This window comes from Archangium lipolyticum, from assembly GCF_024623785.1.
Taxonomy (GTDB): domain Bacteria; phylum Myxococcota; class Myxococcia; order Myxococcales; family Myxococcaceae; genus Archangium; species Archangium lipolyticum.
The window spans coordinates 1-20,105 of sequence record NZ_JANKBZ010000048.1 but is presented as its reverse complement, the minus strand read 5'-3'; the positions used below and the strand labels follow the sequence as shown (position 1 = coordinate 20,105).

Annotated in this window: 13 protein-coding genes; 8 read left to right on the top strand and 5 right to left on the bottom strand. The window is 69.6% G+C overall.

What is annotated here, in order from left to right:
• Nucleotides 1-76 precede the first annotated feature (76 nt).
• Both NR810_RS48760 and NR810_RS48755 read left to right on the top strand, forming a co-directional pair.
• On the top strand, nt 77-1,606 hold the full coding sequence (locus NR810_RS48760) for an acyl--CoA ligase (RefSeq protein ID WP_257462766.1): 1,530 nt from the start codon (nt 77-79) through the stop codon (nt 1,604-1,606).
• On the top strand, nt 1,603-2,589 hold the full coding sequence (locus NR810_RS48755; protein WP_257462759.1) for a 2-dehydropantoate 2-reductase: 987 nt from the start codon (nt 1,603-1,605) through the stop codon (nt 2,587-2,589). The genes NR810_RS48760 and NR810_RS48755 overlap by 4 nt, the downstream gene beginning before the upstream one ends.
• A gap of 86 nt (nt 2,590-2,675) precedes the next feature.
• Here the strand turns inward: NR810_RS48755 and NR810_RS48750 are convergent, their stop codons facing one another.
• The gene (locus NR810_RS48750; protein WP_257462757.1) at nt 2,676-3,488 is read right to left on the bottom strand and encodes a DUF4336 domain-containing protein; all 813 of its coding nucleotides are present in this window, start codon (nt 3,486-3,488) and stop codon (nt 2,676-2,678) included.
• A 3-nt stretch (nt 3,489-3,491) separates the two neighbouring features.
• Between NR810_RS48750 and NR810_RS48745 the strand changes: the two genes are divergently transcribed.
• Complete coding sequence (locus NR810_RS48745; protein WP_257462755.1) at nt 3,492-3,626, top strand: hypothetical protein; 135 nt, start codon at nt 3,492-3,494, stop codon at nt 3,624-3,626.
• A 61-nt stretch (nt 3,627-3,687) separates the two neighbouring features.
• Nucleotides 3,688-4,950 carry an extracellular solute-binding protein gene (locus tag NR810_RS48740; RefSeq protein ID WP_257462753.1) on the top strand — a complete coding sequence of 421 codons (1,263 nt, stop codon included), beginning with the start codon at nt 3,688-3,690 and terminating at the stop codon, nt 4,948-4,950.
• A 15-nt stretch (nt 4,951-4,965) separates the two neighbouring features.
• Here NR810_RS48740 and NR810_RS48735 read toward each other — a convergent pair whose 3' ends face one another.
• From NR810_RS48735 to NR810_RS48720, 4 genes are all read right to left on the bottom strand, one after another.
• Nucleotides 4,966-8,418 carry an Ig-like domain-containing protein gene (locus NR810_RS48735; protein WP_257462748.1) on the bottom strand — a complete coding sequence of 1,151 codons (3,453 nt, stop codon included), beginning with the start codon at nt 8,416-8,418 and terminating at the stop codon, nt 4,966-4,968.
• Nucleotides 8,419-8,504: 86 nt separating this feature from the next.
• Entirely contained in the window at nt 8,505-10,103 is a 1,599-nt protein-coding gene (locus NR810_RS48730; protein WP_257462741.1) for a CehA/McbA family metallohydrolase, read from the bottom strand.
• Between the two features lie 12 nt (nt 10,104-10,115).
• Nucleotides 10,116-11,633 (bottom strand): sensor histidine kinase, encoded by a 1,518-nt coding sequence (locus tag NR810_RS48725; RefSeq protein WP_257462739.1) that lies wholly within the window; start codon nt 11,631-11,633, stop codon nt 10,116-10,118.
• A complete protein-coding gene (locus NR810_RS48720; protein WP_257462738.1) occupies nt 11,630-12,301 on the bottom strand; it encodes a response regulator transcription factor in 672 nt (223 codons plus the stop codon). The genes NR810_RS48725 and NR810_RS48720 overlap by 4 nt, the downstream gene beginning before the upstream one ends.
• A gap of 341 nt (nt 12,302-12,642) precedes the next feature.
• Between NR810_RS48720 and NR810_RS48715 the strand changes: the two genes are divergently transcribed.
• From NR810_RS48715 to NR810_RS48700, 4 genes are all read left to right on the top strand, one after another.
• Nucleotides 12,643-13,770: an efflux RND transporter periplasmic adaptor subunit gene (locus NR810_RS48715; RefSeq protein WP_257462736.1), complete on the top strand. Its 1,128-nt coding sequence runs from the start codon at nt 12,643-12,645 to the stop codon at nt 13,768-13,770.
• Nucleotides 13,771-13,805: 35 nt separating this feature from the next.
• Nucleotides 13,806-16,970: an efflux RND transporter permease subunit gene (locus tag NR810_RS48710; protein WP_257462735.1), complete on the top strand. Its 3,165-nt coding sequence runs from the start codon at nt 13,806-13,808 to the stop codon at nt 16,968-16,970.
• Nucleotides 16,971-17,001: 31 nt separating this feature from the next.
• Nucleotides 17,002-18,726 carry a sensor histidine kinase gene (locus NR810_RS48705; RefSeq protein WP_257462734.1) on the top strand — a complete coding sequence of 575 codons (1,725 nt, stop codon included), beginning with the start codon at nt 17,002-17,004 and terminating at the stop codon, nt 18,724-18,726.
• 105 nt (nt 18,727-18,831) lie between these two features.
• Nucleotides 18,832-19,971, top strand: coding sequence for an oxygenase MpaB family protein (locus tag NR810_RS48700; protein WP_257462733.1), 1,140 nt, complete (start codon nt 18,832-18,834; stop codon nt 19,969-19,971).
• Nucleotides 19,972-20,105: the final 134 nt, after the last annotated feature.

Genomic DNA, 20,105 nt, shown 5'->3' with positions numbered 1-20,105 from the left:
CGGGCAATCCGCCCGTTGCGCGAGAGCACGGGAGGACGTATCGGAACTCCTCCAGCCTGAGCGGAGGAGGGTCGGGATGTATCGCGCGGACACGGTCGTGAACCTCATCGAGCACGGTCACGAGGGAGCGCTCGCCGTCGGAGCGCCGGGGAGGCCCGGTCTCACCCATGGCGGCCTGCGGGAGCTTGCCCGGCGGACCGTCGCGGCGCTGAATGCCCTGGGCATCGGGCGGGGGGACCGGGTGGCCCTGGTGCTGCCCAACGGTCCGGAGATGGCGACGGCCTTCGTCACCATCGCCTGTGGCGCCACCACCGCGCCGCTCAACCCGGCCTACCGTGCGGAGGAGTTCGAGTTCTACCTCTCGGACCTGAACGCCCGGGCGCTCGTCATCCAGCAGGGCATGGAGAGCCCGGCCCGCGCCGTCGCCGCCGCGCGAGGCATTCCCATCATCGAGCTGGTGCCCGATGCGAGCGGCCCGGCCGGTGTCTTCACGTTGAAGCCGGAACGGCCACTCTCGGGGACACCGGCACGGGCGGGCTTCGCCGGGGCCGAGGACGTGGCGCTCGTGCTCCACACCTCCGGGACGACCTCGCGGCCGAAAATCGTGCCCCTGCGCCACGTCAACGTCACGGCGTCCGCCTATCACATCGGCCGCACGCTGGAGCTCGGGCGTGAGGATGTCTGCCTCAACATCATGCCGCTCTTCCACATTCACGGGCTCATCGCGGCGGTGCTGTCGAGCCTCGCGGCGGGAGGTGCCGTGGTGTGCACGCCGGGCTTCAACGCGCTCAAGTTCTTCTCCTGGTTCGAGGAGGTCCGGCCGAGCTGGTACACGGCGGTGCCCACCATGCACCAGGCCATCCTCGGCCGCGCCGAGCGCAACAGCGGCATCATCCAGTCCGGGCGGCTGCGCCTCATCCGCTCGTCCTCCGCGTCGCTGCCGCCGCAGGTGATGGAGGAGCTCGAGCGGGTGTTCCAGGTGCCGGTCATCGAGAGCTACGGCATGACCGAGGCGGCGCACCAGATGGCTTCGAACCCGCTGCCGCCGAGGCCGCGCTACACGGGCTGCGTGGGGCTCGCGGCGGGGCCGGAGGTTGGCATCATGGACGAGGCGGGCAACCTGCTGCCCGCGGGCTCGCTCGGGGAGATCGTCATCCGGGGCCGCAATGTCACGGCGGGCTACGAGAACAACCCCGAGGCCAACGCCAAGGCCTTCACCCACGGCTGGTTCCGCACGGGGGACCAGGGGACGCTCGACGAGGCCGGCTACCTGCGCATCACGGGCCGGCTCAAGGAGATCATCAATCGAGGGGGAGAGAAGCTCAGCCCGCTGGAGGTGGACACGGTGTTGATGGACCACCCGGCGGTGCAGCAGGTTGTCACCTTCGCGATGCCACACCCGAAGCTGGGCGAGGAGGTGGCCGCCGCCGTGGTGCTGCGCGAGGGGGCGAGCGCCACCGAGCGGGAGCTGCGGGACTTCGCGGCCACGCGCCTGGCGGACTTCAAGGTGCCGAGGAAGATCGTCTTCCTCACGGAGATTCCCAAGGGGGCGACGGGCAAGCTTCAGCGCATCGGGCTCGCGGAGCGCCTGGGGCTCACTGCATGAGGATCACCATCTTCGGAGCGGGAGCGATTGGCGGGTTCCTCGGCGTCCGGCTGGTGCAGGCGGGGGCCGAGGTCACCTTCATCGCTCGTGGGGCGCACCTCGCCGCGATGCGCGAGAAGGGCGTCACCCTGCGGAGTGAGGGCCAGAGCGTCACCGTCCACCCGCCGTGCACGGACAACCCGGCCGAGGCGGGGCCACAGGACTACGTCTTCGTCACGTTGAAGGCGCACTCGCTGCCAGCGGCGGCGGCGCAAATCGTCCCGCTCTTGGGTCCCGAAACGGCACTCGTCACCGGCATCAACGGCGTGCCCTACTGGTACTTCTACGGACTCGACGGTCCCTACCGCGACCGGCCGGTGGAGAGCGTGGACCCTGGCGGAAGGCTCTGGAAGACGTTGCATCCATCGCGAGCCATCGGCGCGGTGGTCTACCCGGCGGCCGAGGTGGTCGAGCCCGGGGTCATCGAGCACACCTATGGAGACCGCATCTCGCTGGGCGAGCCCGATGGGAGCAAGAGCCCGCGTATCGAGGCCCTGGCGAAGCAGCTGATCAAAGCGGGCCTGAAGGCGCCCATCCGGCCGCGCCTGCGCGATGAAATCTGGGTGAAGCTCTGGGGCAACCTCGCCTTCAATCCGCTCTCGGCGCTCACGGGGGCGACGTTGGAGCGGCTCGCGACACAGGCGGACCTCCAGGCGGTGGCGCGCGCGATGATGGTGGAGGCGCAGGCCGTCGCCGAGACCCTGGGCGTGCGCTTCCCGGTGGACATCGACAAGCGCATCCAGGGGGCGGCGGAGGTCGGCGCTCACAAGACCTCCATGCTGCAGGACCTGGAGCGAGGCCGGCCGATGGAGATCGACGCGCTGCTGGGCGCGGTGGTCGAGCTGGGCCAGCTCGTGGGCAAGCCGATGCCCACGTGCGAGCTGGTGCTGGCGCTGGTGCGCGAGCGCGCACGGCAGGCGGGGTGCTACCCGGCGCTGTCCTGAGCGTATGCCGAGGCGGGAAGGACCGAATGATGCCGCAATGGCTTCAAGCCGGATTGTGGGGCGGGCTCGCGGGGAGTTCCCTGTTCTCAGCCCCGGACACCGAGCCACCGGAAGGCCCGCCGCAGCTCCGTCGTGCCCCGCTCCAGGTAGCAGCGCCCGTGGGCGAGGACGATGCGCTCGGGTTGCCACGCCAGCATTCGCAGCAGGCAGGCGCGTGCCTCGTCCTTGCGGCCCAGGAACGTGAGCCGCATGTCCACGGGCGCCTTCCCATCCGGGTGCAGATTGCCGGCGAGCCGCGTCAGCCAGCGCAGCCCGGGGCGGAGGTGGTCCGCCTCGAAGTTCTCGATGAGGTCGGCGAGCACGAGGGTGCGGCTGGCCCGGTGCAGGAACACCACTTCATCCATGAAGCGGCTGCCGCGGAAGACGAGTTGCTCGAGCTCCGCCCCCCACTCTGGCGGGGGCACGTCGCCGAGCTCGGCGTCGAAGCTCACGGCGATGCCCTGGCTCGCGGCGCGCTCGCGCACGCCCGGCGAGGCCCAGGCCCGTGCCTCCGGGTACGCCGCCTTCCACGCGGCGATGTGGGCGTAGTGAATCTTGTTCGGCGAGACGAGATGGGCGACCCGGCCCAGGGCCTCCACGTGCCGCCGGAGTGCCTCGGAGGGGGCGGTGGGCGAGTGCAACCACAGGTCGCCGTTCGCCAGCCGGATGATCGTCATGCGCGTGGGGAAGGGGAGCTGCGTGCCAAGGAATGCCATCCGGATCACCGGACCGTCGACGAGCCATATGTTCTCGGCCAGGGGCTTGGGAACGTCGAGTGGCGTGTACTGGCGGATGGGACCTTCCCACTCCTCCTCGGAGAGGCCCGGGTTGGGACTGGTGCTGTCATTGGGCGCGGACATGGAGTGAGCCTGGACGGTAACAATGAAAAGCACCTTCGCGAGTGGAGCCCCGGAGAGAGTGTGCTGATGGTGACGGACCTGGTGCCCATCCACGAGGAGTGTCCGCACTGGAAGGACGCCGAGCGCTGCGCACTGTGAGCCCTGTCCCGGTTGCATACGAGGCTCGGACAGCCGGGCAAGACGTGCGATTCTCGCGCTCATGAAGAATCGCCCCACGTTCTCGCTCCTGTTGCTGCTGGCCCTGGTGTCCTGGGCCGGAGTGTCTCGTGCCGCCGAGGTGGTGGTGTGGCACGGCTACCGCGCTTCCGAGCGCGCCGCGCTGGAGAAGGTGGTGGCCGCTTACAACGCGTCTCAGGCCAGCTCCGGTGTGCAGGTGAAGCTGTTGGCCATTCCCTCGGATGCGTTCACGGACAAGATCTCCGCGACGCTTCCACGGGGATTGGGGCCGGACGTCTTCGTCTTCCCGCAGGACCGGCTCGGGGGCTGGGTGGAAGGGGGCGGGCTGCTCGAGCCGCTCGACTTCTTCCTGGAGCCGTCCGTGCGTGAGCGCTACGTGAAGGGGACGCTGGAGGCGATGACCTACCGGGGCTCGGTGTACGCGCTGCCGTTGAACTTCAAGGTCATCACGCTCATCTACAACAAGAAGCTGGTGGCGAAGCCGCCCCAGACCACGGGGGAGATGCTGGCCACGTGCAAGGCATTGAGGGCGGGCTCGGCGGACAAGGAGCGGGTGTGCCTCGCCTATCCCTACGCGGACTTCTACTACCACGCGGCGCTGATGCACGCCTTTGGGGGGCGAGTGTTCGACCCGGGCCCCAAGGTGCGCCTGGACGCGCCGGAGAACGTCAAATCCCTGGAGCTGTTGATGAGCTGGGCGAAACAGGAGGGTGTGCTGCCCGCCGAGCCGTCCACGGCGCTCGTCACGTCACTGTTCAACGAGGGCAAGGCGGCGATGGTCTTCTCCGGTCCCTGGTTCATCGGGGAGATCGCCCCGGGCATCGACTACGGCCTGGCGCTGCTGCCCACGGTGGACGAGGCGGGCGGCAAGCCCCTGAAGCCGTGGATGACGGTGGAGGGGGTGGCCATCTCCTCGCGCTCGAAGCTCAAGGAGGTGGCCTATGACTTCGTGCGCTACCTCACGGGCCCGGAGGGGGCGCGCGTCATGGCGTTGCAGGGGCGGCAGAACCCGGCGTTCGCCCAGGTGTACGAGGAGCCGGCGGTGGCCTCGGACGCGGTGCTGTCGGCGATCCGCAAGCAGGGCGAGGTGTCCCTGCCCATGCCGAACCTGGCGGAGATGACCATGGTCTGGTCTCCGGCGACCTCGGCGATGAACGCGACCCTGCACCGGCTCTCCACGCCCAAGGCTGCGTTGGAGCAGGCGCAGCGGGAGGTGCAGAAGGGCGTGGCCGGGCTGCGTCGTGGTGCGAAGGCTCCACCCGAGGCTCCGAAGAAGGCTCCCTGAGTAGGTGACTAGCGTCTACTTCACCGCGAAGAACAGGTCGTCCTGGTCGTTATAGCTGCCCGCCACGCAGGAGCCCGGTGAGCCGCCGTAGCGGAACACGCCACGCACGGCCTGCACCGCGCCGACCGGCAGGGTGTAGGTCGTGGAGAGCACTTGCTGCCCACCGGCGGAGGGAATGAGCGTGCTCAGGTACGTCCACGAGGGATTGCTGGCGTCCGCGGTGTAGTAGAGGTCCAGCGCGTCCGAGCTGCCGGAGCCCCAGGCCCACACCGTGGCCTCGATGCGCACCGTCTTGCCCGCGGCCAACGCCGTGCCGTCCACCGTGGACACCTTCAACCGGTCCAACGACTCATCCGCATGGAAGGAGCCACCCGTACCGTCCTGGCACGAGGAGTAGAGCGTGTTGGGGGCATGGGATTCGGGTCCCAGCGTGGCGCGGCCCACCAGGAGGCTCGCCGAGTCACACGAGGCCGAGCCCGCCGGCATGCAGCCCGGCGCCAGCCGCGCGGCGTCGTAGACGGCGGTGGCGGAGGGCGGTGGCGGGGGAGGGGGCGGCGCGTGGTTGTCGACGGTGACCTGCACCGGCGCCGAGTCCGTCACGTTGCCCGCGTAGTCACGCGCCCGGGCCACCAGCGTGTGGAGTCCATAGGTGTACATCCCGGTGTTCCAGGGGATGGGCTCGCCCGAGGCGGTCGGGGACGAGATGACGGAGCCATCCACGAGCAGCTCCACGGTCCGGACGAGCCGGTCATCCCGGGCATCCACGGTCACCGAGCGCATCCCCGACACCGTCGTACCTCCCGCCGGCGAGGTGATGGAGACCGTGGGAGGCGTGGTGTCCGGAAGGAGGGTGACCTCCAGCGGCGTGCTCAGCGCCTGGTTGCCCGCCACGTCTCGGGCCCGGGCCTGAAGCCTGTACGTGCCCGCGGCGTAGGTCCGGGTGTCCCAGATGAAGGTGTAGGGATGGGTGTTGTTCGAGGGGACGTAGACCGTGTTGCTGTTCAAGAGCAGTTCCACGGGCCCCATGCCCCGCGCGTCCGTCGCATCCACCGTCACCGTCACCACTCCGCCGACCGTCGCGTTCGCCTGCGGCGAGGTGATGGTGACCGCGGGCGGCGTCTTGTCCACGAAGACCTGCACCGGCGCGGATTCACCCATCTTGCCCACCACGTCGTACGCGCGCGCGAACAGCGTATGCGTTCCCTCGGAAACGCCACTGGTGCTCCAGAAGAAGTTGGCGAAGTTGGACGTGGTGGAATGGACGAGGGTTCCATCCACGTAGACCTCCAGCAGGGTGACCCCGGTGTCGTCGGAGCCCCGGGCCTGGATGGAGCCCAGGCTCCCCCACGTCTGGTCCGCGGTGGGCGTCAGGATGGAGGCGGTGGGCACCGCGATGTCGTTGAAGACCCGGACCTGCACCTTCGAGGAGGCCGTCACCTGGCCCGTGGTGTCGTAGGCCTTGGCCTGGAGCTCGTGGACTCCGTTGTAGGCGCTGAGCGTGCCCCACGCGTACTCGAAGGGGGCGCTCGTGTCCGTGCCGAGCGGCGTCTGGTCCACGAAAAACTCCACCTTCGCGACGCCCTGGTCGTCCGTGGCGTCCGCCTTGATGAGCACCGTGCCCTGGAGCTGGGCGTCGGCGATCGGCTCGGAGATCTGCACGGTGGGGGGCGGGTTCGGTGCAATCGCTCCGCTCACCGGGAACGCCAGATCGTCATAGTCGCTGTAGGCACCGATATCGCAGCGGTTCGTCGTGCCATTCCGGCAGAAGACTCCGCGAATGGCGTACAGCTCCGTTCCCAGGGTGGGCAGGGTGAACGTCGTGGAGAGCACCAGGCTCCTGTTGCTGGAAGTCGGGTAGAGCGTGGTGAGATAGGTCCACGATGGGGAGTCGGCGGTGCCCGTGACGTAGAGCTCCAGCTTGTCCACGGTCGAGTAGGTCCACGTCGTGGCCTCGATGCGCGCCTGCTTGCCCGCGGTCAGCGGAGTGCCGTCCAGCGAGGACACCTTCAATCCATCCAGCGACTCGTCGAAATGGAAGGTGCCCGTGGAACCGTCCACGCTGGGACTGCCCGCCAGGGTATTGGGAGCATTGGGCTCGGGGCCCAGGGGACCACGGCCCATCAGCAGGCCCTGGGAATCGCAGATGGGCCCGCTCACGGTGCAGCGAGGGGCCTTGCGCAGGGCGTCGTAGAGCACGCCGCCGGTCGAGACGCACACATTGAGCGGCGAGCAGGCCTGACCGCTCGAACAGGTGCCGCAGTTGAGCGTCCCCCCACAGCCATCGGAGAGGGTGCCGCAGTTCTTCCCCTGCGCCGCGCACGTGGTGGGCGTGCAGATGGGGTCGTCCGTGTAGAGCTCCGCCGATGAGCCACCTCCGCCCAGTCCGCCCATCACCAACATGCGATCACCGCTCAGCAGCGCCACCCCGTGGCTGCCCCGGGCCACGCGCAGTGGGCTGATCGTGGTCCAGGTTCCCGTGGCGGGGTTGTACCGCTCGACGCTCGAGGTGTAGTTGCTGCCGTAACCGCCCGAGATCAGCACCATGCCCGAGGACAGGAGCATGCCCGCCTGCTGCTGGCGCGCCATGTTCATCGAGCCGGTGGTGGTCCAGGTGTTGGTGGCCGGGTCGTAGAGCTCGGCGCTCGTGAAGTACAGCGGGCTCACCGGCGCGGCATTCGCTCCCCCCGCCACGAACACCCGTCCGTCCGCGAAGAGGAAGGCCTCGTGGTGCCGGCGCGTGGCGGCCGGGCTGCTGGCGGGGCTCCAGGTGTTGGTGGCCGGGTCGTAGAGCTCGGCGCTCGCGGGAACGCTACCGCCCACCACGAGCACCTTGCCGTTCTGCAGCCGCGTGGCCGAGTGCCCCGTGCGTGTGACGCTCATGGGCGCCGCGCTCGTCCAGACTCCCGTGGCGGGATCGAACAACTCACAGCTCTCCAGAAAGGCGTAGTTGGAGGCAGTTCCTCCGGTGACGAGGACGCGTCCATCCTGCAGCAGCGTGGCGGTATGACTGGCGCGCGCCTTGAGCAGGTTGCCAGCGGGGCTCCAGGTTCCGGTGGCCGGATCATAGCGCACGGCCTGATTCAGATACTGGGACTGGGTGCCGATTGATTCGATGCCCCCCATCACCAGCACCCGGCCGTCATTGAGTCGCACGGCTTTATGGTTCCGGCGGTAGGTGGGCATGCTCCCGGTGGGCGAGAAGGAACCCGTGGCCGGGTCGTAGAGCTCGGCGCTCGCCCCTCCTCCCTGCCCACCCACCACGAGCACCTTGCCGTTGGTGAGCACGGTGGCGGTGAAGTCGTCACGGGACGTCGACATGGAGCCGGTGTAGACGCTCAGGCGCGCTTCTTGTTGGCCTGGCTCCCCGTCGCTCTCCGTCCGTGGCTCTTCCAGCGTGCCGCATCCAGCACAGACCACGAGGAGCAACGCGAGCGCGTTGTTCCTCCACTTCGATGCAAGTCGATTCATGTTCCCCCTCGAGGGCATGGAGAGCCCGCCGACTGTCTACCGCACGGCCGACCCCATGTAGAGGGGGGGTATACACGCCGGGTCTGTCATTCCCCCCTACGGCTTGGGCGGTTGCAGCGCCTCGAACTCGGAGATCGCCGCCCGCTCCTCAGTGCCAACGCGACCAGCGTGAGCACTCCCAAGCTCCAGTCCGGAGCCGAGCCACAGCCACAACGGCCGGGTTCACCGAGCTGGGGCACGGGGCCAGGGATGCCGCGCATCTCCGAGGATCGCGCCACCCAGAGGTGACTGGTGACGGTGCGAGGTCTGTCATTCACCCAGACCTCCACGCGGAAGCGATCCTCACCGTGCTCGGGCGCGGTGACGTCCTGCTCCACCACGAAGTCATCCGACGTCACCGCCACGAGCGGCAATCGCACGCCGTTGTGGACGAAGCGCACCTGTTGCCCCTTCGCACCCGTAACACGGGCACTCAGCCGGGTTCCCTCCGCGAGCACGGTGTCCCCAGTGGGCGCCACGCTGCTCGTCAGCTCCACCATGGGGTCCTCCGGTCCCTGGAGCTTCACCACCGTGCGACCATCACGGATGCCGTCCAGCAGCGCCCGCACGCTCAACTCGCGCGCATACACGAGGGTGGTGGGATTGCCGATGGCGCTCTGGGTGAAGTCCAGGTCCACGCCGGCGCGGTGGTCATCGCTGCCTCCGAGCGCCGCGGCGTGTTGCCCCTGTGTGCACAGCCAATCCCAATAACCGAGCGCGCCCTCGGAGAAGAAGCGCCCCAGCTTCTCCCAGCCGCCATTGGCCACCTCGACACCGTCCACGCCGCCCGGGGGCACGGTGTGCTGCCACGCGCAGCCGATGCACATGTCGCCCACGTCGTAGGTGGGGTGGTTGATGGAGAAGAGGGCGCCCTGGCGGTGGAACTCATCCACGGCCTCCTTCAAGGAGACCCCCTCGCCCACGCGCGGAGGCACGTAGCGGGTGGCGCCGATGGCGTTCGCATGGCCCGCATAGGTGGTGTACTCGATGCCCGGCACCAGCAGCAGGTCGGGGAAGCGCGACTGGGCATCTCCGAGGAAGTCGAGCGTGGACGTGGTGTTGTGCTCGGTGAGCACGACGAAGTCGAGCCCCTGTCCACGCGCGTAGCGGGCGATCTCCTCCAGCGCGGGCCGGGCATCACCGCTCTCGCGCGAGTGGACGTGGAAGTCGCCCGCGTACCAACGGGCCTGCGAGGAGAGCGCGTCGGCGGGGTGGTAGGGCTGGCGCTCGGGCTGGGGCGCGAGCGTGGCCTGCGTGCGCAGAATCACCTCGATGCGGTAGCGCGCGGGCGTCTTGCGAATCTTCGCCTTGCCCACCGTCACCTTCCAGGTGCCCGCGGGCAGGGGGCCAGCGAGGTAGGAGCGCGAAGCCGCCCGCTCGCCCACGATGGCGGGCTCCTCGTTGCCACCGCCGTAGCCTCGGAAGCCGTTCGGGTCCTCCAGTCCCCAGTCGAGGATGTTCTCGCTGGCGAGGTCGTCATGGCGGACCTCCAGCTCCACCGTGCCGGGAGGGACCTCGAAGGGGACGTCGAAGAAGCTGCCCTCGGTGGGCACTTCCCCCTCCAACACCAGCGGTCCGGCGGCGGCGGCGGAAGTACAGACGAGGAGACAGAGCAGGAACGGGCAGAAGACGAAGGGGGAACGCACGGGCCCCGGAGCCTACCCGATGCCCGGCGTCCGGCGCGTTCCACCCGGCTCGGCCTCGGAGAGCAGCTCACCGAGGAAGTCCACCTGGAGCCCTCCATACTCCGAGCGCCCCAGCTCCAGGCGCCACCCGTGCAGCACCGTCACCTTCCAGGCGATGTTGAGCCCGAGGCCGTTGCCTCCCGGCCCTCGCGTGCGCGCGGCGTTGCCCCGGACGCGCCGCTCGACGATGCGCGACAGCTCGTTCTCGGGAATGCCGGGCCCGTCGTCGAGCACTCGCAGGCGGAACGTGCTCCCCGGCTGGCGCTCGAGCACGACGGCCACATGCCCTCCGCGCGCGTTGTAGCGCACGGCGTTGTAGATGACGTTGCTCACCGCCTGCTCGATGAGGATGTCGTCCCCGAGCACCCTCACCGGCTCCTCCGGCACGGCGTATTCGAGCGCCACGTCCTGCTGGCGCGCGATGGGGCGGTGGCGGCTCATGCACCGCTCCACCAGGGCGTTGAGGTCCACCGGAGCGCGCTGCACGGCCGGCTCGCCCGCCTCCAGCCGGGCCGCGGCGCCCAGGTTGTGGATGAGCGCCGCCATGTAATGCGCCTCCTGGCTGGCCGCCGCGACGACCGACGCCTCCACTGGCTCGCCCCGGGCCGCGCGTTGTTGCAGCTCGGCCAGGTGTCCCTGGAGCACCGTCAGGGGGATCATCACGTCGTGCGTGGTGTTCTCCAGGAACGAGCGCAGCGTCTGCTCCCGCTGCTCCTTGAGATCCATCTGTGCGCGCACCTCGCGCCCGGCCTCGTCGAAGGCACGCGCCAGCTCGGTGACTTCATCGTTCCCCTGGAGGGTGATGTGCCCCTGGTATGCGCTGCTCACGGAGGTGCGCACCTCGCGGGTGAGCTGGCGCAGGCGGCGCACCACGGGCCCCACCGTGAGCAGCACGCCCGCCAGGGCGATCAACGAGGGGAACACCAGCATGTCGGGAGGGGGAGTCGGAGACCGCCGTCCTCGCGGGCCCGGTCCCCATTGCCGGGCGAGCACGAAGGCGCACGGGCCGGAGGCCCAGGGCATCCGCACCACCAGCTCCCTCATGCCCCGGTCGTCGAGCCCGGGGGACCGGCCGGCCGTCTCCCGTCCCTTGCGCATGGCCGTCGCGAGCTTCTGGTGCAACGGGGGCGCGGCGGGGTTTCGGGCCACGAGCTCCGTGTCGTAGGCGAACAGCACCGTTCCTCCGGGGGGTGGAGGAGGGCCGCCCGGCTCCTTCCTTCCAAACCAGTTCCGAGAGGGTGGCGGTGGCGGAGGGCCATTGGGCCCACCCGGTGGGGGACCGCGAGGTCCAAAGGACTGCTCATGGCTCCAGGTACTGGGAGAAGCCTCGCAGCGCTCACGCCCGCCCTGGAGCATCTGCGTGAGAGCGTACTCGGCGAGTATCGACTCGCGCTCGCTCGTCTCGAAGGTCCAATGGAGCCACGCCAGCCCCAGCGCGATGGCGAGCGCCACCGCCGCGGTCGTGAGCGCCAGCCGCATGCGCAGCTTCATGAGCCCTCTCCGTCCCCGAGCCGGTAGCCGATGCCCCACACCGTCTCGATGTGCTTGCCGGGGCCGAGCTTGCGGCGCAGCCGCGACACGTGCACGTCCAGCGTCCGCTCGGTGCCCTCGCGCTCGGGGTCCAACACGTTCTCCACCAGCCACTGGCGCGTCACCGCGGCTCCCGGCCGGCGGGCGAGCGCGGCCAGCAGCTCGAACTCCACGCGCGTGAGCTCCACCGGCTTGCCTTGGACGCGCACCTCGTGGCTCTCGAGGTCCACGGACAACCCACCGAGCTCCACGGCGTTCTGCCGCTGCATCACGGGCCGGCGCAGGCGCGCGCGGACGCGCTCCACCAGCTCCTCGGGCCAGAAGGGCTTGGTCATGTAGTCGTCGGCCCCCAGCTTGAGCGCCCGCACCTTGTCCGCGGTGTCATTGCGCGCGCTGAGGATGAGCACCGGCACGTCCGAGCCCTCGCGGAGCTGCCGGAGGATGTCCATGCCGTAGGTGCCGGGCAGCATCAGGTCCAGGATGACGAGCCGGTAGGCCGCCGCCTCGCCGGGTTGCAGGGGACGTCCCTCGGACCACCACGTGGCCTCGAAGCCCGCCCGTCCCAGGAAGTCCGTGATTTGTGCTCCGAGCTGATGGTCGTCCTCGATGAGCAGGATGCGCTCACCCATGGGGCTGTCCTCCCTCATCCGCGTCCTACAGGAACTGTCGTAAGAAATTCTGAAGACGTGGCCCCACACACGGAGCGCGAGAGCGCATGCGCTCGGCTCCCCGCCCCCTCTCCGAGGCGCAACCCCTCCTCCACGAGAGGTTTCCGGGCGAGCAGGCAACCATCGGGAGCGGCTCCAAGGTGTCACTCCGGGTGCGTCGGCACTCAACCATGCACATCACCACGCGGTGTGTCAGGAGGTGGTTTGGCGTGAGTGCGAGCACGAGACGCCGGGGACTGGGACGGTGGGTACAGGGGGCCCGCGGTTTCATCATTATATCGAGCCTGGTGGGGAGCCTGGGGGTGCTCTCGGGCTGCAAGCCGGGAGCGCCGGAGGCGGCCCAACCGCAGGAGCAGGCCCCGGTGACGCTCGGGCCGGAGGACGTGGTGCGGGTGGAGCCCCGCGAGCTGCAGGAGGGGCCCGTCCTCTCCGGCACGCTCCAGGCCCGGCGCGCCGCCACCATGCGCTCCGAGGCGCAGGGCGCCGTGCTGGAGATGGCCGTCGAGCAGGGCCAGGAGGTGAAGAAGGGCCAGCTCCTCGCGCGCATCCAGGACCTCTCGCAGCAGGACCAGCTCCTCGCGGCGACCACGGCGGTGCGGGTGGGGCGTGACGCCCTGCGGGTGGCCCGGGCCGAGGAGGCGCGCAACCGCAAGCTGGCCGAGGCGGGCGTCATCACCCGGCGCGACTTCGAGCGGGCGGAGCTGGCGCGCGTGCAGGCCGAGTCGCAGCTCGCCGAGGCGAATGCCCGGCTGGCGCTCGCGCGTCAGCAGGTGGGCCGCACCCGCATCCTCGCCCCCTTCAATGGAATCGTGAGCGAGCGTCACGCCAGCGCGGGAGACGTCGTCCAGCCGGGCACGCCGCTCTACACCGTCATCGACCCCACCAGCATGCGGCTGGAGGCCTCGGTGCCGGCCGCCCAGCTGAACACGTTGAAGCCCGGCACGCGGGTGGATTTCACCGTCGGCGGCTATGGCGACCGCACCTTCGCGGGCCGCATCGAGCGCATCAACCCGGCGGTGGATCCAGCCACCGGCCAGGTGCGCCTCTACGTCACCCTGCCCAACACGGAGCAGGCGCTGCTCACCGGGCTCTTCGCCGAGGGGCGGGTGGCGTCGCTCCAACGCGAGGCGCCCGCCGTGCCCGTCTCCGTGGTGGACACTCGCGCCGAGCCGCCCACGGTGCTGCTCGTGAAGGAGGGCCGGGTGGCGCGCGTGCCGGTGACGCTGGGCATGACGGACCAGATGGCGCGGCTGGTGGAGCTGCGCTCCGGCGTGGAGTCCGGTGACGTGGTGCTGCGTGGCTCGGCGCGGGAGCTGGCCGAGGGCACGCCCGTGCAGGTGCGGCTGCCCAGGGAGCAGCCCCGGGAGCCCGAGCAGGGCGTGGGCGGTGGTGGGCCTCCCCCGGCCGAGTCCGTGTCCCCGCCGCGCTGAGCCTCGCGCCCACTCTCATTAGAGGGAGAGCCTTCGTGTTCATCTCCGACTTCGCCATCAAGAAACCCATCGTCACCATCACCGCCATGCTGGCCCTGGTGGTGTTCGGCGTGGTCGCGCTCGTGGCGCTGCAGACGGACGAGTTCCCGGACGTCGATCAGCCCATCGTCGGCGTCACCATCGTCTACCCGGGCGCATCGCCAGACGTCGTGGAGCGCGAGGTGGTGGAGCCCATCGAGGACGCCATCTTCAGCATCAGCGGCGTGGACGCGCGGCGCTCCACCTCCAGCGCCACGGATGGCCTCGCGCAGTTCACCATCTTCTTCGACTACGAAAAGGACATCCAACAGGCGTCGCAGGACATCCGGGACGCCATCTCGAGCAAGCGCGCGGATCTGCCGCTGGAGATGGAGGAGCCCATCCTCACGCGTTTCGATCCGGCGGACATGCCCATCGTCTCGCTGGCGCTCACCTCGGACACGGTGCCGGCCACGGCGCTCTCCCGGCTGGCGGATCCGGGCATCGTGGGCGAGCTGCGTGCCATCCCCGGTGTGGCGCAGGCCTCGGTGGTGGGTGGCATCGAGCGGGAGATGACGGTGTTCGTCCGTCCGCGGGCGCTACAGGCCGCGGGGCTGAGCATCGGGCAGGTGGTGCAGGCGCTGCAGGAGCAGAACCTCGCCGCGCCGGTGGGGCGGCTGGACGCGAAGCTGGATGAGACCACCATCCGCCTCAAGGGCCGGCTGGAGACGCCCGAGGACTTCGCGCGCGTCGTCGTCGCCGAGCGCAACGGCCAGCCCATCCGGCTCGGCCAGGTGGCCCAGGTGGTGGATGGCACCGAGGACCCGCGCACCCTGGCCCTCTACGACAGCCGCGAGGCGGTGGGCCTCGAGGTCATCAAGGCCCAGGGTTACAGCACCACGCAGGTGGCCGACGCCATCCGCGAGCGCATCGCCGCCATCCAGCCCAAGCTGCCCCAGGGCGTGAAGCTGGAGATCGTCCGTGACGCGGGCGTCCGGGTGGACGAGGCGGTGTTCAACGTGCAGTCCGCCCTCCTGGAGGGCGCGCTGCTCACCGTGCTGGTGGTGTTCCTCTTCCTCAACTCGTGGCGCTCGACGGTGATTACCGGTCTGGCGCTGCCGGTGAGCGTGCTGGCCTCGTTCATCAGCGTGTGGGCGTTCGGCTTCACGCTCAACACCATGTCGCTGCTGGGCCTCACGCTGGCCATCGGTATCCTCATCGACGACGCCATCGTGGTGCGCGAGAATATCGTCCGCCACATCGAGATGGGGAAGGACCACTACACGGCCTCGCGCGACGGCACGAGCGAGATTGGGCTCGCGGTGGCGGCGACGACGTTCTCCATCGTGGCGGTGTTCGTCCCGGTGGCCTTCATGTACGGGGTGGCCGGGCAGTGGTTCAAGCCGTTCGCCCTCACCATCGCCTGCTCGGTGCTGGTGTCCCTGTTCGTGAGCTTCTCGTTGGACCCGATGCTGTCGGCGTACTGGCCGGACCCGGCGGTGGAGAAGGGGGCGCGCAGGGGTCCCATCTCGCGGGTGCTGGCGCGCTTCAACCATTGGTTCGACCGGCAGGCGGACCGCTACAAGGGCGTCATCGCCTGGGCGCTGGACCACCGGCTGGCCATGGTGTTGTTGGCGGTGGGCTCGCTGGTGGGCGCGTTGGTGTTGCAGGGCACCGTGGGCGGAGCGGGCTTCGTCCCGGTGAGCGACCGCGCGGAGATCGAGATGTTGGTGGAGACGCCCGCGGGCTCCAACCTGGAGTACACGCGGCGCAAGGTGGATGAGGTGACCCGCATCGCGCGCAACCACCCGGAGGTGGCGTACACCTTCACCACCATCGGCACGGCGCTGCCGTTGCGCTCGCCGGGCGTGGACCAGGCGCTGGTGTACGTGCGCCTCAAGCCCAAGAACGAGCGCGAGGTGAGCCAGGAAGCGCTGGGCGCCAGCCTCCGTCAGGAGCTGTCGCGCGTGGCCGGGGCGCGGGTGTCCGTCTTCACCAGCGGCTTCGGCGGGGCCTTCAAGCAGATTCAGTTGGAGCTGCGCGGGCCGGACGCGCGGGAGCTGACGCGGCTGGCCGAGCAGGTGCGCCGCGAGGTGGAGAAGGTCCCGGGCGCGGTGGACGTGGGCCTGTCCACGCGCGGGGAGAAGCCCGAGGTGGAGGTGGAGGTGGACCGGGGCGTGGCGGGCCGGCTGAACGTGACGGTGGCCCAGGTGGCGCAGTCGCTGCGCGCGGCCTTCGCGGGCGTGGACTCGGGTGACTGGGTGGACCCCTCGGGCGAGACGCGGGACGTGATGGTGCGGCTCGTCCCCGAGGCCCGGACGCGCCCGAGCGACCTGGAGCAGCTCCCGCTGGTGGCGGGCATGACCGCGGGCGGCACTCCGGCGCTGGTGCCCCTGGGCCAGGTGGCGCGCATCCGCGAGACGGTGGGGCCCGCGCAGATCAACCACCTCAACCGCGAGAAGGTCATCAACGTCCAGGCCAACGTGCAGGGGCGCTCGCTGTCGGAGGTGATGACGGACATCCAGGCGCAGGTGGCCAAGGTGCGGCTGCCGCCGGGCTACGAGCTGGGCGTGGGCGGCGAGGCGGCCGACCAGGCCGAGGTGTTCAGCCGCGTCTTCCTCGCGCTCGCGGTGGCGGTGCTGCTGATGTACCTCATCCTGGTCATCCAGTTCGGCTCGTTCCTGGACCCGCTGGCCATCCTCCTGTCGCTGCCGCTGTCCCTCATCGGCGTGGTGCTGGCGCTGCTGCTGGCCGGGGACACGCTCAACATCATGAGCCTCATCGGCGTCATCCTGCTGATGGGCATCGTGGCCAAGAACGCCATCCTGCTCATCGACTTCGCCAAGTGGGCGCACATGCGGGGCAAGCCCATGCGGGAGGCGCTCATCGAGGCGGGACGCATCCGCCTGCGGCCCATCATGATGACGACGCTGGCCCTCATCGCCGGCATGGTGCCGGTGGCGCTGGGGCATGGCGAGGGCGGTGACTTCCGGGCGCCCCTGGGCCGGGCCGTCATCGGAGGTGTCATCACCTCGACATTGCTGACACTGCTTGTGATTCCTACTGTGTATGAGATCCTCCATGACTGGCGGACGTGGGCGCTGGGCAAGCTGAAGCGCAAGACGGGCCACCGTGAGCGCGAGCCGATTCACGGGCCCCCCCAGGCGCGTCCGGGAACGTGAGGGGGGAACGAGCTGGGAGGGAAGGCGAGCAATGGAGGTGACTGCCCACGAACGTCTGTGCCGGAACCTGCGAAGGACCGCACGGCTTCAGGGCGGCATCGTCCTGCTGGTGGGGCTGGTGGTGCTCGTCGCGTGGTTGCTGGACATCCCCTCGCTCAAGGGGCTGCGGCCGGGCCTGCCGACGATGAAGGTCAACACGGCCCTGTGCTTCATGTTCTCCGGGAGCGCGCTGGTGCTGGTGGGCTTCTCCCGCTCCAGCGCCTTCAAGCGGTGGGCGGTGCGGGTCGGCGCGGGGCTCGTCATCCTCATCTCGGGGGCGACGTTCGCCCAGTACGTCTTCGAGGTGGACCTTGGCATCGACCAGCTTCTCGTGAGCGACCCCATCCTCGGCGTGGAGCTCGGCCATCCGGGGCGCATGGCTCCCAATACCGCCGTCTGCTTCTTCCTCATCGGCATTTCGCTCCTCAGCATCGAGCTGAAGACGCGGGTGGTCGGCTGGCCCTCGCAGTACCTCGCCGCGCTCGCGGGCGTCATCTCGCTGGTGTGCTTCGTGGGCTATGTCTACGGGCTGCGGGAGTTCACCGGCATCAGCCGCTACGCGCAGATGGCGGTGCACACCACGGTGTGTTTCCTGCTGCTGTCCATGGGGGTCTTCTTCGCCCGTCCGGACCGCGGCTTCATGAAGGTCGTCACCCACTCGGGCCTGGGCGGGGTGCTGTCACGCTGGTTGCTGCCGCCCGCGTTCATCCTCCCCATCCTCCTGGCCGGGCTGGTGCTCGCGGGCTACCGGGAGGACGCCTACTCACTGCCTTTCGCCGTGGCGCTCATCGCCACGGTGAACGTCCTCACCTTCGCCGGGCTGGTATGGGGGGCCGCGTTCTCGCTGGACCGGGAGGAGGCCCGGCGCCTGCGTACCGAGGAGGAGCGGATCCGCCTCGTGGAACGGGAGCAGGCCGCGCGTGCCGAGGCCGAGGCCCAGCAGCGTGAGCGTGCCCGGGCCGAGGCCGCCGAGCGGGAAGCGCGCAACGCGGTCCGCACCCGCGAGGAGGTGCTGGCCGTGGTGAGCCATGACCTGAAGAACCCCCTGGGCAGCATCTCCCTGACGGTCCAGCTCCTGCGCCGGCTCATCCCCGAGGGCGAGGTGGGTGAGCGGATGCGCAACCACACGGGGACCATCGAGCGCTCGGTGCAGCGGATGGACCGGCTCATCCGGGACCTGCTGGACATGGCCAGCCTCGAGGCGGGCCGGCTGAAGCTGGACCTCGGGCAGTACGCGGTGGACGACCTGGTGCGCGAAGGCCTGGTGCTGCTCGAGCCGCTGGCCATCCAGAAGCGGATCGAATTGCGGACGTGGCTGCCCCGGGAGCGTTGCCGGGTGAGCTGCGATCGGGACCGCCTCTTCCAGGTGCTGTCCAACCTGGTGGGCAATGCCCTCAAGTTCACTCCTGAGGGCGGGCGGGTGACGGTGGAGGTGGAGTGCGGGGAGGAGTTCGTGCGCTTCTGCGTACGCGACACCGGCCCGGGCATCTCCGCCGAGGCCCTGCCCCACCTCTTCCAGCCTTTCTGGCAGGCGGAGGGGACGGGGAAGAAGGGCACGGGGCTCGGTCTCTTCATCACGCGGGGCCTCGTCCAGGCCCATGGCGGCTCGGTGGGGGTGGAGAGCGAGGAGGGGCAGGGGAGCACCTTCTCCTTCACGTTGCCCCGGGCATCCCACTCCGCCGAGCGGGAGCGGACCCCCGAGCCTCCCGTGCACTGAGCGGGCGGGCAGGCATCCGCTATCGAACACTCCGTGCGCGTGTGCCACACTGGCGCCCCGCCCTCCGAGGAGAGGGAGGGCGGAGCCATTTCGGGGGTACTTTCCATGACGGATGAGCGTTGGACGAACGAGTTCCTGGATGCCATGCGCGAGCAGTGTGACCCGCCAGCCGACGAGGCGGTGCGGAGCCTCTTCGCGCAGGGGATGGTGGGCTCGGCCAACGAGCTGATGAAGCAACTGGTGGCCCAGGAGACGGTGACGGCGGAGCAGCTGCCGGTGCCGTTGCGCGGCTACTTCGAGCAGAGCGCGAAGCTGCCCTCGTGGGCGGACAAGGATCTCATCCGCGAGGGGCAGGCGGTGTTCAGCCGCTGCGGCCCGTTGTCGGTGGTGGCGCTGGTGTGCGCGAGCCTGCCCACCTGCTACGCGGGAGCCGAGGGCGTACAGGTGCTGCACATGACGGCGCGCCTGCAGACGGACACCCAGCGGCGCATCGTGGAGACGGCGCAGATGGTGGTGGACGTGATGAGCCCTGGGGGGCTCGAGCACGACGGGTGGGGCATCCGGGACGCGCAGAAGGTGCGGCTGATGCACGCGGCGGTGCGCCACCTCATCCTCCAGAGTGGCCGGTGGAAGGCCGAGTGGGGCCAGCCCATCAACCAGGAGGACATGGCGGGCACGCTGGTGACGTTCTCGGTGGTGACGATCCGCGCGCTGGTGAAGCTGGGCTACACGCTCTCCGCGCGCGAGGCGCAGGCCTACTACCACGCGTGGCGGGTGGTGGGTTACGTCATGGGCGTGGACGAGCGCCTGCTGCCGGAGTCGTTCGAGGACGGCGAGCGCCTTACGGACATCATCCTGGGGCGCGTGTTGCACGCGTGCCCCGAGGGCCAGGTGATGACGAAGGCGCTCATCGAGCTGCTGGAGCACATCATCCCGGGCAACCTCTTCGACGGGTTGAGCAGCACGCTCATCCGCTACCTGGTGGGGGACAAGACGGCGGAGCTGATCGCCGTGCCGCCGTCGGACTGGACGCGGGCGCTGGTGAAACCGCTGAAGCTGCTGGGGTGGGTGATGGACGAGGGCGACGAGCAGAACATCGTGGCGGAGAAGCTGAGCGAGCTGTTCGGGCGCAAGCTGCTGGAGGGGATCGTCTGGGTGGGACGAGGAGGAGAGCGTCCGCCGTTCCGCATCCCCGACACGCTGCGGGAGACGTGGAAGGTGCGAAGCCGGGAGCAGCAGCTCTAGTGGGTTCCGCATGCTCCCTCTCCCTCTGGGAGCTGAGCATTAGTCACATTTTCAGGCCCAGCTCCTGGAGACGCTGGAGGTCATCGGCGATGATGGCCAGGGTTTTGAGACCACGGCCGATGGTGATTGAGCCG

What these genes read in the sequence shown, in the direction of transcription:
- NR810_RS48760 (WP_257462766.1), top strand. Translation starts at nt 77, where the DNA reads ATGTATCGCGCGGACACGGTCGTGAACCTCATCGAGCACGGTCACGAG.
- NR810_RS48755 (WP_257462759.1), top strand. Translation starts at nt 1,603, where the DNA reads ATGAGGATCACCATCTTCGGAGCGGGAGCGATTGGCGGGTTCCTCGGC.
- NR810_RS48750 (WP_257462757.1), bottom strand. Translation starts at nt 3,488, where the DNA reads ATGTCCGCGCCCAATGACAGCACCAGTCCCAACCCGGGCCTCTCCGAG.
- NR810_RS48740 (WP_257462753.1), top strand. Translation starts at nt 3,688, where the DNA reads ATGAAGAATCGCCCCACGTTCTCGCTCCTGTTGCTGCTGGCCCTGGTG.
- NR810_RS48735 (WP_257462748.1), bottom strand. Translation starts at nt 8,418, where the DNA reads ATGAATCGACTTGCATCGAAGTGGAGGAACAACGCGCTCGCGTTGCTC.
- NR810_RS48725 (WP_257462739.1), bottom strand. Translation starts at nt 11,633, where the DNA reads ATGAAGCTGCGCATGCGGCTGGCGCTCACGACCGCGGCGGTGGCGCTC.
- NR810_RS48720 (WP_257462738.1), bottom strand. Translation starts at nt 12,301, where the DNA reads ATGGGTGAGCGCATCCTGCTCATCGAGGACGACCATCAGCTCGGAGCA.
- NR810_RS48705 (WP_257462734.1), top strand. Translation starts at nt 17,002, where the DNA reads ATGGAGGTGACTGCCCACGAACGTCTGTGCCGGAACCTGCGAAGGACC.
- NR810_RS48700 (WP_257462733.1), top strand. Translation starts at nt 18,832, where the DNA reads ATGACGGATGAGCGTTGGACGAACGAGTTCCTGGATGCCATGCGCGAG.